At 72.2% G+C, this 15,884-nt stretch carries 16 protein-coding genes; 12 read left to right on the top strand and 4 right to left on the bottom strand.

Annotated elements, in window-relative coordinates:
* The gene (locus NQU54_RS10855; RefSeq protein ID WP_257630878.1) at positions 1-1,200 is read left to right on the top strand and encodes an SfnB family sulfur acquisition oxidoreductase; all 1,200 of its coding nucleotides are present in this window, start codon (positions 1-3) and stop codon (positions 1,198-1,200) included.
* 29 nt (positions 1,201-1,229) lie between these two features.
* Complete coding sequence (locus NQU54_RS10850; RefSeq protein ID WP_257630877.1) at positions 1,230-2,390, top strand: LLM class flavin-dependent oxidoreductase; 1,161 nt, start codon at positions 1,230-1,232, stop codon at positions 2,388-2,390.
* Positions 2,391-2,471: 81 nt separating this feature from the next.
* On the opposite strand, the gene NQU54_RS10845 is transcribed toward NQU54_RS10850, so the two are convergent.
* The gene (locus NQU54_RS10845) at positions 2,472-3,002 is read right to left on the bottom strand and encodes a flavoprotein (protein WP_257630876.1); all 531 of its coding nucleotides are present in this window, start codon (positions 3,000-3,002) and stop codon (positions 2,472-2,474) included.
* Positions 2,999-3,682 (bottom strand): hypothetical protein, encoded by a 684-nt coding sequence (locus NQU54_RS10840; protein ID WP_257630875.1) that lies wholly within the window; start codon positions 3,680-3,682, stop codon positions 2,999-3,001. Before NQU54_RS10840 ends, NQU54_RS10845 begins: the two co-directional genes overlap by 4 nt.
* Positions 3,683-3,874: 192 nt before the next feature.
* On the opposite strand from NQU54_RS10840, the gene NQU54_RS10835 reads away from it, so the two are divergent.
* The gene (locus NQU54_RS10835) at positions 3,875-3,997 is read left to right on the top strand and encodes a hypothetical protein (protein ID WP_257630874.1); all 123 of its coding nucleotides are present in this window, start codon (positions 3,875-3,877) and stop codon (positions 3,995-3,997) included.
* Between the two features lie 436 nt (positions 3,998-4,433).
* Here NQU54_RS10835 and NQU54_RS10830 read toward each other — a convergent pair whose 3' ends face one another.
* Positions 4,434-6,923, bottom strand: a complete 2,490-nt coding sequence (locus NQU54_RS10830; RefSeq protein WP_257630873.1) for a DUF4118 domain-containing protein — start codon at positions 6,921-6,923, stop codon at positions 4,434-4,436.
* 212 nt (positions 6,924-7,135) lie between these two features.
* On the opposite strand from NQU54_RS10830, the gene NQU54_RS10825 reads away from it, so the two are divergent.
* From NQU54_RS10825 to kdpC, 7 genes are all read left to right on the top strand, one after another.
* On the top strand, positions 7,136-7,549 hold the full coding sequence (locus NQU54_RS10825) for an SAV_915 family protein (RefSeq protein ID WP_257630872.1): 414 nt from the start codon (positions 7,136-7,138) through the stop codon (positions 7,547-7,549).
* An 11-nt stretch (positions 7,550-7,560) separates the two neighbouring features.
* Positions 7,561-8,916 carry a diaminopimelate decarboxylase gene (gene lysA / locus NQU54_RS10820; RefSeq protein ID WP_257630871.1) on the top strand — a complete coding sequence of 452 codons (1,356 nt, stop codon included), beginning with the start codon at positions 7,561-7,563 and terminating at the stop codon, positions 8,914-8,916.
* A gap of 166 nt (positions 8,917-9,082) precedes the next feature.
* The gene (locus tag NQU54_RS10815) at positions 9,083-9,226 is read left to right on the top strand and encodes a hypothetical protein (protein ID WP_167504774.1); all 144 of its coding nucleotides are present in this window, start codon (positions 9,083-9,085) and stop codon (positions 9,224-9,226) included.
* Complete coding sequence (gene kdpF, locus NQU54_RS10810) at positions 9,223-9,312, top strand: K(+)-transporting ATPase subunit F (protein WP_069872511.1); 90 nt, start codon at positions 9,223-9,225, stop codon at positions 9,310-9,312. The genes NQU54_RS10815 and kdpF overlap by 4 nt, the downstream gene beginning before the upstream one ends.
* Positions 9,312-10,976 carry a potassium-transporting ATPase subunit KdpA gene (gene kdpA, locus NQU54_RS10805; RefSeq protein ID WP_257630870.1) on the top strand — a complete coding sequence of 555 codons (1,665 nt, stop codon included), beginning with the start codon at positions 9,312-9,314 and terminating at the stop codon, positions 10,974-10,976. The genes kdpF and kdpA overlap by 1 nt, the downstream gene beginning before the upstream one ends.
* Positions 10,976-13,069, top strand: coding sequence for a potassium-transporting ATPase subunit KdpB (kdpB, locus tag NQU54_RS10800; RefSeq protein ID WP_257630869.1), 2,094 nt, complete (start codon positions 10,976-10,978; stop codon positions 13,067-13,069). Before kdpA ends, kdpB begins: the two co-directional genes overlap by 1 nt.
* A gap of 38 nt (positions 13,070-13,107) precedes the next feature.
* The gene (gene kdpC / locus NQU54_RS10795) at positions 13,108-13,737 is read left to right on the top strand and encodes a potassium-transporting ATPase subunit KdpC (RefSeq protein ID WP_257630868.1); all 630 of its coding nucleotides are present in this window, start codon (positions 13,108-13,110) and stop codon (positions 13,735-13,737) included.
* Positions 13,738-13,752: 15 nt separating this feature from the next.
* Here the strand turns inward: kdpC and NQU54_RS10790 are convergent, their stop codons facing one another.
* Positions 13,753-14,187 (bottom strand): tautomerase family protein, encoded by a 435-nt coding sequence (locus tag NQU54_RS10790; RefSeq protein ID WP_069872520.1) that lies wholly within the window; start codon positions 14,185-14,187, stop codon positions 13,753-13,755.
* A gap of 111 nt (positions 14,188-14,298) precedes the next feature.
* Between NQU54_RS10790 and NQU54_RS10785 the strand changes: the two genes are divergently transcribed.
* Both NQU54_RS10785 and NQU54_RS10780 read left to right on the top strand, forming a co-directional pair.
* On the top strand, positions 14,299-15,207 hold the full coding sequence (locus NQU54_RS10785) for a LysR family transcriptional regulator (protein ID WP_257630867.1): 909 nt from the start codon (positions 14,299-14,301) through the stop codon (positions 15,205-15,207).
* 60 nt (positions 15,208-15,267) lie between these two features.
* Entirely contained in the window at positions 15,268-15,870 is a 603-nt protein-coding gene (locus tag NQU54_RS10780) for a TetR/AcrR family transcriptional regulator (RefSeq protein WP_257630866.1), read from the top strand.
* Positions 15,871-15,884: the final 14 nt, after the last annotated feature.

The following is a 15,884-nucleotide window of genomic DNA, read 5'->3' as shown; positions in this document are numbered from 1 at the left end:
GTGTCGTCCCCGCCCGGACCCGCGCATGTCATCGCCGATGACACCGAGGCGCTGAAGGTGGCCGCGGCGCTGGCCGAGGAGTTCCGTACCGGCGCGGCCGAGCGCGATGCGCGGCGCAGGCTGCCGCGTGCCGAGCTGGACCGGCTGTCCGCGTCCGGGCTGCTGGCGATCACCGTTCCGGCCGGGTACGGCGGGGCGGATGTGTCCGCGGCGACCCTCGCCGAGGTGTTCCGGCTGCTCGCCGCCGCCGACGCCAGCCTCGCCCAGATCCCGCAGAGCCACTTCGTCTACATCAATGTGCTGCGCCGTCAGGGCACACAGGCTCAGCAGGCGTTCTTCTTCGGCGAGGTGCTGGCGGGAAAGCAGTTCGGCAACGCCCAGTCGGAGGCGGGCACCAAACACATCCAGGACATCCGCACCCGCCTGACCCCGGCCGCCGCCGGCTCGTACACCCTGACCGGTGTCAAGCACTACTCCACCGGTGCGCTGTTCGCCGACTGGATCCCGGTGCTGGCCCGTGCGGAGAACGACGATCTCCATGTGGCCTACGTGCCACGGCACGCGCCCGGTCTGACCGTCGAGGACGACTGGGACGGCATGGGCCAGCGGACGACCGCGAGCGGCACCGTAAGGCTGGACGCCGTGCCCGTACCGGCCGACCGGGTCGTACCGCACCACCTCACCTTTCGCGGTCCCCAACTGCACGGCGCCATCGCGCAGCTGCTGCACGCGGCCATCGACGCGGGGATCGCCTCGGGGGCACTGGCGGAGGCGGTGGCCTTCGTCCGCACCAAGAGCCGCCCCTGGTTCGAGAGCGGCTTCGAGACCGCCGCCGAGGATCCGCTGCTGATCCAGCGCTTCGGCGAACTGGCCCTCCAGGTCCGCGGTGCCGAGGCGCTGCTGTCCGCCGCCGCCCGGTCCGTGGACACCGCCCGCGACCAACTCGACGACGACACCGCCGCCGAGGCGTCGATCGCGGTGGCCGCGGCGAAGGTGGCGGCGGCGAACGCGGCCGTGGAGACGGGCAGTTCGCTCTTCGAGGTCTCCGGCACCCGCTCGGCCCTGGACTCCCTGGGCCTGCACCGCCACTGGCGGGACGCCCGTACGCACACTCTGCACGACCCGGCCCGCTGGAAGGTCCAGCACATCGGCCGCTATGTGCTGAACGGCACGAAACCACCCCGCCACGGCCTCCTGTAGCCCCCGCTCCCGCTGAACGGAGTCACACCATGTCCCTCACCTTCCACTGGTTCCTGCCCACCAACGGCGACAGCCGCCATGTCGTCGGCGGTGGCCATGGCACACCCGTGACCTCGGCCGGAGGTGACCGCCCGCCGTCCGTCGGCTATCTCAGCCAGATCGCCCGCGCCGCCGAACAGCTCGGCTTCGTGGGCGCGCTCACCCCGACCGGCGCCTGGTGCGAGGACGCCTGGCTGACCACCGCGATGGTCAGCCGGCACACCGAACGGCTGAAGTTCCTGGTCGCCTTCCGCCCCGGCTTCCTCTCGCCCACCCTCGGCGCCCAGATGGCCTCCACCTACCAGCGGCAGACCGGCGGACGGCTGATGCTCAACGTGGTCACCGGCGGGGAGAGCCATGAGCAGCGCGCCTACGGCGACTTCCTGGACAAGGACGCCCGCTACGCCCGCACCGGCGAGTTCCTGGGCATCGTCCGCGACCTGTGGGACGGCAAGACCGTGGATCTCGACGGCGAGCACCTCCGGGTCGAGGACGCCAAGCTGGCCCGGCTCCCCGACCCGGTCCCCGACGTCTACTTCGGCGGCTCCTCCCCCGCCGCTGGACAGGTCGCCGCCCGCCACGCCGATGTCTATCTCACCTGGGGCGAACCCCCCGCCCAGGTCGCCCGGAAGATCGCCTGGATCCGCTCCCTGGCCGCCGAGCGGGGCCGTACGCTCCGCTTCGGCATCCGGCTGCACGTCATCACCCGCGACACCGCCGACGAGGCTTGGGCCGAGGCCCGCCGGCTGCTCGACGGCTTCGACCCGGAGACCGTGCGCTCCATCCAGACCGGCCTCGGCCGCAGCGAATCCGAGGGCCAGCAGCGGATGCTCGCCCTGCACGGCGGCAGCCTGGACAACCTCGAGATCCACCCCAACCTCTGGGCCGGTATCGGCCTGGTCCGCGGCGGCGCGGGCACCGCCCTGGTGGGCAGCCACGCCGAGGTCGCCGAGCGGATCGCCGAATACCACCGCCTCGGCATCGACGAGTTCATCCTGTCCGGCTATCCGCATCTGGAGGAGGCGTACTGGTTCGGCGAGGGCGTCCTGCCCCTGCTGCGCTCGCAGGGCCTGTGGTCCCACCCCTTCCACTCCGCCGCTCCCGAACAGCCCACCGCCCAGGTCCCGTTCGCGGCGACGGGCAGCTCCTGAGGGCCACGGCCTCGGGCAGCTCCTGACGGCACGGCGCCGAGCGGGCCCCGGGGCCGTCAGTCGTGAGCACCCAGACCGGACTTATGACAGGGCGGCCAAGGCCGCATCCCACGGGTAGGCGTCTACGTTGCCGTGCTTGGGGATGTGCGGAATGAATCCGTCTCCCCCGAGAAGAACGGTCACGCCATTGGCCCGTAGGAGATCAACGCTGCGTCCCAGCGCCGGATGTCCTGCCTGTGCCTGGTTGAGATACGGCAGGGCGACCACTGGAAGTTGCAGCCCGATGGCTTCCGTGACGAGTCCTAGCGCGAGCGTGTCAGCAATGCCTTGCGCCCATTTGTTAATCGTATTGAAGGTGGCCGGGGCCACGAGAAGAGCATCAGGCGACGGGAATACGTCCGCCTGCTGCGGCAGTTTGTACGCCGTGCGCACCGGGTGCCCGGTCAGTTCGGCCAATTCCAGCAGTTCCTCATCAAGCCACCGAGCGGCCGACGGGGTGAGTACCAGGCACACATCCCACCCGGTTGCCTGCGCCTTCTCGATACCGGTTCTGATGCGTTGGGCAGGCGGAGCAGCGCAGGCGATCAGGTAGAGCACACGGGAATCTGTCATGCGGGAAGTCCACAACGGCCGGCGAGCCCGCGCAAGGGTCCTTCGGCCGAACCGGCGCCGAGTAGGCGCAGGTCCTCGACAAGCCGCCGGGTCCGTGGACGGCAGTGCACCTCTTCCGGTGCCTCCCGCTCGGCTTCGAGTAACTTCGTCACCGCTTCCTCGCGGCGTCCAGCCTGTGTGAGACCGCGGGCCACGTCGACCAAGTGGGCCGCGCGGCGCTCGCGGGGCAGAGCGCTCAGGCCGGTCTGTTCGATCTGCGCGGCAGCGGCGACGGCGTCGGCCCCGTCGTGCATGCGCGCGAGGGCCGAGACGCGATGAATGCTCACGTTGGTCGGGCCGAAAGCGGTCCACAGGGCATCGCCGTCGACACCAAGTCGTTCGGCAGCGTCCCCAGCCGCTTCGAGAAGCCCCGGAACGTCGCTGCGGTGTTCGGCGTGGGCCGCCGCCAGGGACGCCTTCAGGTACAGCATGCCCAGAACGCTGAGCCCCTGGGAGCTGCGCACAAGATCCCGCTGGTGCCGACTTGCCGTCGCGGTGGCGAACTCGACCGCTTCACGACTGTTCCCACGGTGGAACATCGCGTCGCACACATGCCGCGCGGCTCCCGCGATGGCGACGGCGTCCCCGGAGCGCTCGGCCGCCATGACGGCACGGTCCGCCGCGTGCCACGCCAGCGCCATGCACGCACTTCGCGTACTCACACACGGTTATACCGCGCTTACTGTCGTGCAACATGGGAAACGGGCCACGTCGGCCCCAACACTCACAGGACAAAGGTCGGGATTCGTACCCGACAGGCCACGAGACAGACCCCCGCGACCGTGCGACCGGCCCGGGGGCGTGGCCCCTCAACCGCTTGGAGGTTGATGAGCATGACCCACGCTATCGCGTGGATCTTCGAACTGCCGATGCGGCTGCTGTTGCCGTCGTCCGGCCGTCACCGTGCGGCCGACCTGGCGACCGGGACAGCGAACCGGCCCGCGCCCCGGAGGTAGCACGCCCGGGCGGCCTTGAGCACGTCGACCGCCGCAGCTTCCCCGCCGTGCTCGATGAGTAGCCGCGTAGCCAGTCGGCCGCCTCGGAGCGTTCCCGGGCGGCTTCACCATCCACGGGCGCGGCAAGGGTGTCTTCCACGGCCCGCTCGGAAACCCCGGACTCCCCCAACTGCCGTGCCGCGCCCCGCATCGCCTGAACGGCGGGCACCCGGCGCGGCGGCTCGGTGGGCCCGGAGGCGTCCGTGCGAGGTGTGTCGGTGCGCGACGCGTCGGTCCGTGAAGTGTCGGTCCGTGAAGTGTCCGTACGAGGTGCGTCCGCGCGGGGTGTGTCCGTGCCAGGTGTGTCCGGATCAATGCTCGTCATGGTCCCACCGTGCCAAGTCCGCCCGGCGCGTGGTGCGCGGATCACCAAAGCGGCAAGCCGGAGTGGGCGCGGTCACTGCCCGGCGGGTGAGGGGGCGATGCGGTGTGCGGCCGTGGGCAGGGTGAAGGTCACGGAGAAGGCGCCGCCGGTGGTGGTGTGGTCCAAGGTGCCGCCCATCGCCTCGCCGAGGTCGCGGGACAGCCGCAGGGGCAGACTGTCGGCGCGGGCATCGACACGGGAGCCATCGCTTTCCGTATCGGGATCGGTGCCGTCCGTGATGCGGATCGTCAGGTGGCCCGGCCGGGCCTCGGCCGTGAGGGTGGGCGGTGCGCCGGGCGGGCTGTGGCGCAGGGCGTCGGCCGCGAGCGCGGTCAGGACGCGGGTGAGCAGCACGGCGTCGGCGAGGACGTACGGCGGTTGCTCCGGAAGCCGCAGGACGAGCGTGTGGCCGCCGGTTCCGAGGTCGTCCAGCGCGGCGGTCAGCGCCTCGTCGAGGTCGACGGGGCGCAGGTAGAGGTCGAGCGCCCCGGCGTGCAGCCGGCTGAGGTCGTCCAGGTCGGTGAGGAGCTGGGTGGCGCGGCGCACCGCCGACCGGGCGGTGGCGATGCCGCGGGTCTCCCCGTCCGATGTGGGGCGCAGGCGGACGAGCGCCTCCTCGGCCGCGCGCAGCGGCGCCCGCAGATCGTGGCTCGCGGTGAGGAGCAGCGAGGCACGGGTGTGTTCGGCGGCGGCGAGGGTGTCGGTCTCGGCGGCGTGCCGGGTGAGCCGGCCCTGGGTGTGCGCGATGCCGATCTGCGCGGCACAGGCGGCGAGGATGCGCTGGTCGTCGCCGCCGAGGCCGTGGCCGCGGGCGGCCAGGGTGAGGTCATCGTCGATGGGGGCCTCCAGATCGCCCTCGTAGGGCCGCTCGGGCGGCCGTTCACCGGTGCTGGCGACGACGTACCAGCGGGGCTCGGCGGTATGGCCCGGTTCGCGCTGGAGCAGGCTGAGCGAGGTCAGGGCGAAGTTCTCCCGCACCTGCTCCAGGAGGGCCGGCAGGTCCTGGCCGCGTGCGATGGCGACCGCGAGCCGGCTCAGCGCACGCGCCTCCGACGTGGCGCGCAGCGCCTGCCGGGTGCGGCGGGCGGCCGCGCCCGCGGCGGCCCCGACCAGCCAGCCGGCGGTGAGGAAGACGGCGAGCGCCACGATGTCGACGGGGCGGGTGACCTTCAGAGAGTGCAGGGGCGCGGTGAAGTAGAAGTCGGCGAGCAGCCCCGCCGCGACCGCCGTGGCCAGCGCCGGGTACGTCCCGCCGACCAGGGCGGCCACGACGACCGCCAGCAGGTAGCTCATCAGGGCGCCGGGCAGGCCGACCCGGTCGCGCACCGCGGTCAGCACCAGCGTGAGGAGCGGCAGCAGCACCGCGGCCCCGGCCGTGGCCGACCACAGCCGCGCCGGTCCGGTGCCACGGGGCGGCCGCGGCAGCCGGGGCGAGGCGGCCCCCGCCGCCTGTTCGTGGGTGACGATGTGCACGTCGATGGGGCCGGACCCGTGGATCGTCCGCCGCCCCACACCGGCCCGCAGCAGGAGCGAGAACCGCCCCCGGCGGCTGGCGCCCAGCACGATCTGGGTGACGTTCTCGGCCTCGGCGAACCGCAGCAGCGCCTCGGGGATGTCCTCCCCCGTGGTCTGGTGGTAGCTGCCGCCCAGCGACTCCACCAGGGCCCGCTGCCCGGCCAGTGCGCCCGGGGCCGGGAGGGTGAGCCCGTCACCGGGGACGACGTGCAGGGCCAGCAGTTCGCTGCCCGGTGTCCGGGCGGTGATCCGGGCGGCGCGGCGGATCAGCGTCTCGCCCTCGGGGCCCCCGGTCAGGCCGACCATGATCCGCTCCCGGGTCTCCCAGGGAGCGGTGATGCCGTGCTCGGCGCGGTAGCGCTGAAGCCCCTCCTCGACCCGGTCGGCGAGCCACAGCAGGGCGAGTTCGCGCAGCGCGGTGAGGTTGCCCAGCCGGGAGTAGTGGGTGAGGGCGCCCTCGACACGATCCGGCGGGTAGACATCGCCGTGCACCAGCCGGCGGCGCAGCGTCTCCGGCAACAGGTCGACCAGCTCGATCTCGTCGGCGCGGCGCGCCACCTCGTCGGGCAGCGTCTCGTGCTGGACGACGCCGGTGATCTGCCGTACGACGTCGTTCAGCGACTCCAGGTGCTGGATGTTGAGGGTGGTGACCACGTCGATCCCGGCGTCGAGGAGTTCCTCGACGTCCTGCCAGCGCTTAGCGTTGCGCGATCCGGGGACGTTGGTGTGGGCCAGTTCGTCGACCAGGGCGACCTGGGGGTGCCGGGCCAGCACCGCGTCCAGGTCCAGCTCGGTGAAGGCCGTGCCCCGGTGGACCAGGGTGTGCCGGGGGATGGTCTCCAACCCCTCGGCCAGGGCCGCGGTCAGCCGCCGGCCATGCGGTTCGACCAGGCCGATGACCACGTCGGCACCCTGCTCGCACAGCCGCCGGCCCTCTTGCAGCATGGCGTAGGTCTTCCCGACCCCGGGCGCCGCCCCGAGATGAATCCGCAACCGTCCACGTGCCATCGACGGCCTCCTGTGCACACTGCCGCGACCGCGCCCCGCCCTTCCATGGTGCGCCCCGCCTGCCGCGCCAGCGCCGCGTCAAGACTTCCCGCCGTCGCGTCAGCGTCACGTCAGGGACGAGCTCCCACCGCGGGCCGCGGTGGTTACGGTCCTGTCCGGGCCCCGGTCCTCTGTCCGGTCCGGGGCCTTCCTCTCTCCCCTGGAGGCACGTCATGACCGACCGTCTGTATGGAGACGACTCCGAACCCGATGAACCCGTCCCGGCCGGACGCGTCCTGTACGTCCCCGTCCGGCCGGGGCCCGCCGGCTGCGCCGTGCGCATCTTCCGTACGCCCCAGGGCGGCCGTACCGCCGTCGGCTTCTCCACCCGGCAGGGGCTGACCGAGGTCCTGGGCGCCCGGCAGCCGTGGATCCGGCTCGGCGAACCGGCGCTGCGCGCCCTCGCCGAACCGCTCGGCGCCGTCTCACTCATCGTGGACCCGCGGCTCACGGTCCGCGACATCGCACCACCGGCGCCGCGGCGCCGCGACACCACCACGCTCACCTGGAGCCCCCAGGCCGTCGGCGCCGTGCGGGCGGCGGGGGCCGCCGCCCTCGTCGGGCTCCTCAGCGTGTGGCTCGGCTGAGGGAGGACGCCATGGCCACGCCCCTGATCACCGGCACCGCGCACCGCGCGCCCCACACACCGCCCACCGACCCCGCACTGTCGGTCTGGCCCGCCTCGACCGTCCCGCTGGACCACGGGGACCTGGCCGTCGGCGGAGTGTCCCTCACCGAGATCGCGGACCGCTTCGGCACCCCGGTGTACCTGCTCGACGAGACCGAGGTCCGGGCCCGCTGCCGCGCCTACCACGACGCCTTCCCGGAGGCCGCCGTCCTCTACGCCGCCAAGGCGTTCCTGTGCCGCGCGATGGCGCACTGGGTGGCGGAGGAGGGCATGGGCCTGGACGTGTGCTCGGCCGGAGAGCTCGAACTCGCGGTCACCACCGGTTTCCCGCCCGAGCACATCGTGCTGCACGGCAACGCCAAGAGCCCGTACGACCTCCAAGCCGCCCTGCGCCTCGGGGTCGGGCGCATCGTCATCGACAGCCCCTCGGAGATCGCCCGGCTGGCCGTCGCCGTGCCCGAGGGCGGCCGCCAGAAGGTCATGGTCCGGGTCGCCCCGGGCATCGCCGCGGGCGGCCACGCCAAGATCCGTACCGGCACCGACGACCAGAAGTTCGGCCTGTCGCTCACCGACGGCTCGGCGCACCACGCCATCGCCCGGATCCTCGACCAGCCACGTCTGGAGCTGGTCGGCCTCCACTGCCACCTGGGCTCCCAGATCACCTCCGGCAAGCCCTATCTGGCGGCGGTGCGGCGCATGGTCGGACTGCTGGCCCGGGTCCGGGACCAGCACGGGATCACCCTCCCCGAGCTGGACATGGGCGGCGGGCACGGTATCGCCTACCGCCCCGGTGAGCCCGCCCTCGACATCGCCGCGCTCGGGCCCCGGCTGCGCGCCGAACTGGCCGACGGCTGCGCGGCGGCCGGGCTGCCCGTGCCACGGCTGATCATCGAACCGGGCCGCGCCGTCGTGGGCCCGGCCGGGATCGCGCTCTACCGGGTCCTGGCGGTCAAGCGCACCGGGCACCGCACCTTCGTCGCCGTGGACGGCGGCATGAGCGACAACCCGCGTCCCGCGCTGTACGGAGTGCGCTACGCGCCCCGGCTCGTGGGCCGCACCAGCACGGCGCCACCCGCCACCGCCACCGTGGCCGGACGCCACTGCGAGGCCGGGGACGTGCTGGCGGGCGAGGCGGAGCTGCCGGGCGACGTCCGCCCCGGCGACCTGATCGCGGTGCCGGTGGCGGGTGCGTACCACCTGTCCATGGCCTCCGGCTACAACCTGGTCGGCCGCCCGCCGGTGGTCGCGGTGGCCGACGGCAGGGCGCGGCTGCTGATACGGCGCGAGTCGCTGGACGACATCCGCCGCCGCGACGTCGGACTGTAGGGAGAAGACGTCGGTCTACAGGGAGAAACAAAAGGTCTCCGGCCGCGGTTCCGGCTGCCGATGGTCTGACCGACGCTCCGGGGGTTCACTCCATCGGTCAGACTTGTCCCGAGACACCGTCGACATCGCCGGGCGGGGGCGCGGGCCGCGCTAACAAGGGTCGTCGGTGGCCGAGGTGGTGAGCGGCCACGGCCCTAACGACCCGACCCGCCGGGGTGCTGCCCGTATGTCAGATGTGGTGTTCATCGTCCTGACCGTCGCCGTGTTCGCCGTCATCGGCGCGGTCGCGCGAGGGGCCGGGCGGCTGTGAGCCCCGACAACCTCGTCGGGCTGATCGTGGCCGCGGCCCTGCTCGGCTATCTGGTGCTGGCCCTGATCTTCCCGGAGAGGTTCTAGTGAGCGGCACGCTCGCGGGCTGGCTCCAGATCCTGGCGCTGGTGGCGGCGCTGGCGCTCTCCTACCGGCCGCTGGGCGACGCCATCGCCCATGTCCTCACCACCCCCCGCCATCTGCGCGTCGAGCGGCTGGTCTACCGGCTGGTGGGGGTGAACGGGGACGCCGATCAGCGGTGGAGCGCCTATCTGCGCGGGGTGCTCGCGTTCTCCGCGGTCTCGGTGCTCTTCCTGTACGGCTTCCTGCGGCTCCAGAACCTGCTGCCGCTGTCGCTCGGCAGACCGCCGATGCCCGCGGACCAGTCCTTCAACACGGCCGCGTCCTTCGTCACCAACACCAACTGGCAGTCCTACGCGGGCGAGTCGACCCTGGGCCATCTGGTGCAGATGGCCGGGCTCGCGGTGCAGAACTTCGTCTCGGCGGCGGTGGGCATCTCCGTCGTAGCCGCCCTGATCCGCGGCTTCACCCGCAAGGAGACCGACCGGGTCGGCAACTTCTGGGTGGATCTGACGCGGATCACCCTGCGGATCCTGCTCCCCCTCGCCTTCGTCTTCGCGATCGTGCTGGTGGCGGGCGGGGTCATCCAGAACCTGCACGGCGCCGAGTCGATCCCGACCATCGCCGGGGGCCACCAGAGCCTCACCGGCGGTCCGGTGGCCTCCCAGGAGGTCATCAAGGAGCTGGGCACCAACGGCGGCGGCTTCTACAACGCCAACTCCAGCCACCCCTTCGAGAACCCCAACGCCTTCACCAACTGGCTGGAGATCTATCTGCTGCTGGCGATCGCCTTCGCGCTGCCGCGCACCTTCGGCCGGATGGCCGGCGACCACCGGCAGGGGTACGCGATCGTGGCGGTCATGGCGCTGATCTGGGCCGCCTCGGTCGCCATCGTCACCGTCGACGAACTGCACAGCGTCAGCAGCCGGGCGGGCCATGCGGCGGGCGCCATGACGGAGGGCAAGGAGCAGCGGTTCGGCGTCTGGGCCTCGGCCCTCTTCGCCGCCTCCACCACCCTCACCTCCACCGGTGCGATCGACTCCGCCCATGACTCGTACTCACCGTTCGGCGGCGGGATGACGATCTTCAACATGATGCTGGGCGAAATCGCGCCCGGCGGCACCGGATCCGGTCTCTACGGCATCCTCGTCCTGGCGGTCATCGCGGTCTTCGTGGCCGGGCTGATGGTCGGGCGCACCCCCGAGTACCTGGGCAAGAAGCTGCGCGGGCGGGAGATGAAGTTCGCCTCCCTGTACATCCTCACCACCCCCACGGTCGTACTGGCCGGCGCGGCCCTGGCGATGGCGCGGCCGGGGGAACGCGCCGGGATGCTCAACCCCGGGCCGCACGGCTTCTCCGAGGTGCTGTACGCCTTCACCTCGGCGGGCAACAACAACGGCTCCGCCTTCGCCGGGCTCTCCGTCGACACCACCTGGTACAACACCGCGCTCGGCCTCGCCATGCTCTTCGGCCGCTTCCTGCCGATGGTGTTCATCCTGGCGCTGGCCGGATCGCTGGCCGGGCAGGCCCCGGTGCCGGTCACGGCCGGGACGCTGCCCACCCACCGGCCGCTGTTCGTCGGCCTGCTGACCGGCGTGGTGCTCATCGTGGTCGGCCTCACCTACTTCCCCGCGCTCTCGCTGGGACCACTCGCGGAAGGGCTCCAGTGATGTCCGCACCGTCCCGTCCCGTCTCCGGCGGACTGCTCGACCCGAAGCAGCTGGTCGCCTCCCTGCCCGACGCCGTCAGAAAGCTGGATCCGCGGGGCATGGTGCGCAACCCGGTGATGTTCGTGGTGGAGGTCGGCGCGCTCCTCACCACCGCGTTCGCCATCCGGAGCCCCAGCGTCTTCGCCTGGGTCATCACCGTCTGGCTCTGGCTGACCGTCCTCTTCGCCGCCCTGTCGGAGGCGGTCGCCGAGGGGCGGGGCAAGGCCCAGGCGGAGACGCTGCGGCGGACGAAGACCGCCACCACCGCCCGCCGGCTCGTGGACTGGCGGCCGGGCGCGGCGACCGGGGCGTCGGAGGAGGTGCCGGAGGAGGAGGTGCCCGCCGCGGAACTGCGGCTGGGCGACCATGTGGTGGTCGAGGCGGGGCAGATCATCCCGGGGGACGGGGATGTGGTCGAGGGCGTCGCCTCGGTCGACGAGTCGGCGATCACCGGTGAGTCGGCGCCGGTCATCCGCGAGTCCGGCGGCGACCGTTCGGCGGTCACCGGCGGTACGAAGGTGCTGTCGGACCGGATCGTCGTGAAGATCACCTCCAGGCCGGGGGAAACCTTCATCGACCGGATGATCGCGCTGGTGGAGGGCGCGGCGCGGCAGAAGACACCGAACGAGATCGCGCTGAACATCCTGCTCGCCTCGCTCACCATCGTCTTCCTGCTCGCCGTGGTCACCCTCCAGCCGTTCGCGCTCTATGCCAGGGCCGAGCAGTCCATCGTGGTCCTGGCCGCGCTGGTGGTCGCGCTCATCCCCACCACCATCGGGGCGCTGCTGTCCGCGATCGGCATCGCGGGTATGGACCGGCTCGTCCAGCGCAATGTCCTCGCCCTGTCCGGCCGCGCGGTGGAGGCCGCGGGGGACGTCAACACCCTGCTGCTGGACAAGACCGGGACCATCACCTTCGGCAACCGCCAGGCCGCCGAGTTCCTGCCGGTGGGCGGCACGCCGGTCGAAGAGCTCGCGGACGCCGCCCAGTTGTCCTCGCTCGCCGATGAGACGCCGGAGGGCCGTTCGGTGGTGGTCCTGGCGAAGGAGACGTACGGACTGCGGGCGCGGGACGAGGGCGAGCTGGGCGAGGCCCAGTTCGTGCCCTTCACCGCCCAGACCCGGATGAGCGGGGTGAACATCGGCGGCCGCCAGGTGCGCAAGGGCGCCGCCTCGGCCGTCGCCGACTGGGTGGCCGGCCACGGGGGACGGTCCGGCACCGACGCCCGTACGGTCGTGGACCGGATCTCCCAGGAGGGCGGCACCCCGCTGGTGGTGGCCGAACGCGACGGCGACCAGCAGCGGGGGGCCGCCCGGGTGCTCGGCGTCATCCACCTCAAGGACGTGGTCAAGCACGGGATGCGGGAGCGGTTCGAGGAGCTGCGACGGATGGGCATCCGCACCGTCATGATCACCGGCGACAATCCGCTGACCGCGCGGGCCATCGCGGACGAGGCCGGAGTGGACGACTTCCTGGCGGAGGCCACGCCCGAGGACAAGATGGCGCTCATCCGTCGGGAGCAGGCGAACGGCAAGCTGGTGGCGATGACCGGCGACGGCACCAACGACGCTCCGGCGCTGGCCCAGGCGGACGTGGGCGTGGCCATGAACACCGGCACCTCGGCCGCCAAGGAGGCCGGGAACATGGTGGACCTGGACTCCGACCCCACCAAGCTCATCGAGATCGTGGAGATCGGCAAACAGCTACTCATCACGCGCGGCGCGCTGACCACCTTCTCCATCGCCAATGACGTGGCGAAGTACTTCGCCATCATCCCCGCGATGTTCGCCGTGGTATATCCGGGCCTGGAGAAGCTCAACGTCATGCGGCTGCACAGCCCCACCTCGGCCATCGCCTCCGCCATCATCTTCAACGCGCTGATCATCGTCGCGCTGATCCCGCTCGCGCTGCGCGGTGTCCGCTACCGGCCCTCCTCGGCGGCGGGCCTGCTCGGCCGCAATCTGCGGATCTACGGCCTCGGCGGGCTCGTCCTGCCCTTCCTCGGCATCAAACTCATCGATCTGGTCGTCCAGTTCATCCCCGGACTGCGCTGACCGACGACCGCCAGGACGGCCTGGCAGAAGGCACCGCCATGACCAGCTCGCTCTCCCCCGTGGTCCGCAACCACCTGTCCGCCCTGCGGATCCTGCTCGTGCTCACCGCCATCACCGGTTTCCTCTACCCGCTGGCCGTCACCGGAGTGGCCCAGGGCGCCTTCCCGTACCAGGCCAACGGCTCACGGATCACCCGGCACGGCACGACCATGGGCTCCACCCTCCTCGGCCAGAACTTCACCCTCCCCGAGGATCGCCGGAGGAACTCCGGCCGGGCGCCCGGGCCCGATCCCGCGTGGTTCCAGCCCCGCCCGTCCGCCGGCGGCTACGACCCGCTGGCCTCCGGCGCCTCCAACCTCGGCCCCGACAACCCGGTACTGGTCCGCACGATCGAGGCGCGGCGGGCCGCGGTGGCGAGGTTCGACGGTGTCGATCCCCGGGACGTCCCGGCGGACGCCGTCACCGCCTCCGGCTCCGGCCTCGATCCGCATATCTCCGCGGCGTACGCCCATGAGCAGGTGAACCGGGTCGCCCGGGTCCGCGGTCTGCGGCCGGCGACCGTGCACGCGCTGGTCACCGCTCACATCCAGGGCCGTGTCCTCGGTTTCCTGGGCGAGCGGCGGGTGAACGTCGTCCAGCTCAACGCCGCGCTGGCCAACCACCGTTGAGGCGTCCGGCGGGACTCAGTCCGTGGTGGCCGCGGTGTCGCCGAGCACATGGTCCATGCGCTCGTCAAAGCCCGTCCGGGGGTTGACGGTGCGGCCGGCCGCCCACCAGTTCTCGCGGTTCGTCTCGACCACGCAGAGCATGATGTCCTCCTCCGGGACGTCCGCGTACAGCCGGAGGTTCTCGCGGATGGCCGCGAAGAGATCCGCCTTCTGCCCCGGGTCGCGATCGTTGAAGAACAGCTGGATGAACATCGCGCCCTCGCCGCGCCGGATGCCGAAGGACACCGGCTGCGTCTGGACGTTCTCCGGCTTGAGCTCGTGGATGAGGTGGAACTGGTCGTCCTGCGGGACCTTCAGGACGTCCACCATGGACCGGTGGATGCCCAGCGAGACATTCCGGCGGTGCTCCGGGGTGGTTCCCTCACGCATGTAGATGTTGACCAAAGGCATGGTGTCGTTCCGTTCTGCTGTGGTGTGCCCTCCACGCTAGGAACCGCCGAGACATTCCGCCAACGAATGTCCCGCATGGCGGGTATGCTGCGCGCTCATGGACATGCGCTCATGGACGTGACCCTGGCCGGGCTGCGGGTGCTGCGCGAGGTGGCGGAGCGGGGCACGATCACCGCCGCGGCCGAGGCGCTCGGGTACACCCAGTCGGCCGTCTCCCGGCAGGTGGCCGGGCTGGAGCAGGCGGCCGGCGCCCGGCTCTTCGACCGCCATCCCGGCGGTGTGCGGCTGACCGGCGCGGGCCGCGCCCTGCTGCGCCACGCCGTGGTCGCGCTGGACGCGCTCGACGCCGCCGACCGGGAGTTGCGCGGGGCGGGAGCGGCGGACGGCCCGGTCCGGCTCGGCTTCTTCCCCACCGCGGGAGCGGTGTTCGTGGCCCGCGCGCTGGCGGCGCTGCGCCGGGACCACCCCCGGATCCGGGTGTCCACACGGGAGGGCACCACCCCGTCGCTGGTACGGGCGCTGCGCGCCGGCACGCTCGACATCGCCCTGCTGTCCTCCAGACCACCGCACCGCTCCCCCGACACCGACGCCCCGCCGCTGCGCGTCGAGCCGCTGCTCGAGACCCGGCTGGCGGTGGCGGTCCCGGCGGGCGGCCGGTTCACCGGGCGCGACAGCGTCACGGCCGAGGAGATCGCGGACGAGCCGTGGATCGCCAGCCCGGCCGGTGCGCAGGAGCCGCTGCTCGGCGTGTGGCCGGGGCTGCCGGGACGGCCCCGGGTCCGCCACACCGCCCGCGACTGGCTGACGAAGCTCCACCTGGTCGCGGCCGGGGTGGGCATCACCACGGCCCCGTCGACACTGCTTCCCGCCGTCCCGCCCGGTGTGCGCATCGTCGCCGTCGAAGGCGTCGCGGAGGAGTGGCGGCGCGTCAGCCTGGCGCATTCGCCGGGGCCCACCACGGAGTCGGCGAACGTGGTGGTGCGCGTCCTGCGGGAGGAAGCCGCCGAACTGGCCGACTGATCCGGCCGGGAGAGGCCCCGTAGACTGGACCAGCCAGTCCAGTCGAGAGAGGGCCACGCCATGCGCAAGGAGCTGACGGCGAAGGGGAAGGCCACCCGGAACCGGATCATCGAGGGCGCGGCCGAGGTGCTGCGCGAGAAGGACGTGTCGGTGGCCACCCTCGACGACGTCATGGCCCGCACCCACACCAGCAAGAGCCAGCTCTTCCACTACTTCCCCGAGGGGAAGGACGAGCTGCTGCTGGCGGTCGCCCACCACGAGGCCGACCAGGTCCTGGAGGACCAGCAGCCGTATCTGGGCTGCCTGGACTCCTGGGAGGCGTGGCAGCGGTGGCGCGATGTGGTGGTCGAGCGCTACGAGGAGCAGGGCGAGCGGTGCCCGATGGGCTCGCTGGTCCTCCACCTGGGCCGCTCCACCCCGGGCGCCCGGGACGTCGTGGTGACGTTGATGCGCCAGTGGCAGGCGAGCCTGGCCACCGGGATCCGGGCCCTCCAGACGGCCGGACACCTGCCCGCCGACCTGGATGTCGAGCACCGCGCCGCCGCGCTGCTGGCGGGCCTCCAGGGCGGTGTGGCGATCCTCCAGTCGACCGGTCAGGCCGACCATCTGCGGGCCGCGCTGGACCTCGGCATCGAGGATCTGCGGCGCGCCGCCGCGGCCTGACCTGTTTGGACTTG

It is taken from the genome of Streptomyces malaysiensis subsp. samsunensis, assembly GCF_024519315.1.
Classification (GTDB): Bacteria; Actinomycetota; Actinomycetes; order Streptomycetales; family Streptomycetaceae; genus Streptomyces; species Streptomyces malaysiensis.
Note: the sequence above shows the minus strand (reverse complement) of the source record. Positions and strands in the feature narration are given on the sequence as shown.

Bases quoted from the DNA above. Each gene is read 5' to 3' on its own strand.
- NQU54_RS10850 (WP_257630877.1), top strand. From the start codon at position 1,230: ATGTCCCTCACCTTCCACTGGTTCCTGCCCACCAACGGCGACAGCCGC.
- NQU54_RS10845 (WP_257630876.1), bottom strand. From the start codon at position 3,002: ATGACAGATTCCCGTGTGCTCTACCTGATCGCCTGCGCTGCTCCGCCT.
- NQU54_RS10840 (WP_257630875.1), bottom strand. From the start codon at position 3,682: ATGGCGCTGGCGTGGCACGCGGCGGACCGTGCCGTCATGGCGGCCGAG.
- NQU54_RS10835 (WP_257630874.1), top strand. From the start codon at position 3,875: ATGACCCACGCTATCGCGTGGATCTTCGAACTGCCGATGCGGCTGCTG.
- NQU54_RS10830 (WP_257630873.1), bottom strand. From the start codon at position 6,923: ATGGCACGTGGACGGTTGCGGATTCATCTCGGGGCGGCGCCCGGGGTC.
- NQU54_RS10825 (WP_257630872.1), top strand. From the start codon at position 7,136: ATGACCGACCGTCTGTATGGAGACGACTCCGAACCCGATGAACCCGTC.
- lysA (WP_257630871.1), top strand. From the start codon at position 7,561: ATGGCCACGCCCCTGATCACCGGCACCGCGCACCGCGCGCCCCACACA.
- kdpB (WP_257630869.1), top strand. From the start codon at position 10,976: ATGTCCGCACCGTCCCGTCCCGTCTCCGGCGGACTGCTCGACCCGAAG.
- kdpC (WP_257630868.1), top strand. From the start codon at position 13,108: ATGACCAGCTCGCTCTCCCCCGTGGTCCGCAACCACCTGTCCGCCCTG.
- NQU54_RS10790 (WP_069872520.1), bottom strand. From the start codon at position 14,187: ATGCCTTTGGTCAACATCTACATGCGTGAGGGAACCACCCCGGAGCAC.
- NQU54_RS10785 (WP_257630867.1), top strand. From the start codon at position 14,299: ATGGACGTGACCCTGGCCGGGCTGCGGGTGCTGCGCGAGGTGGCGGAG.
- NQU54_RS10780 (WP_257630866.1), top strand. From the start codon at position 15,268: ATGCGCAAGGAGCTGACGGCGAAGGGGAAGGCCACCCGGAACCGGATC.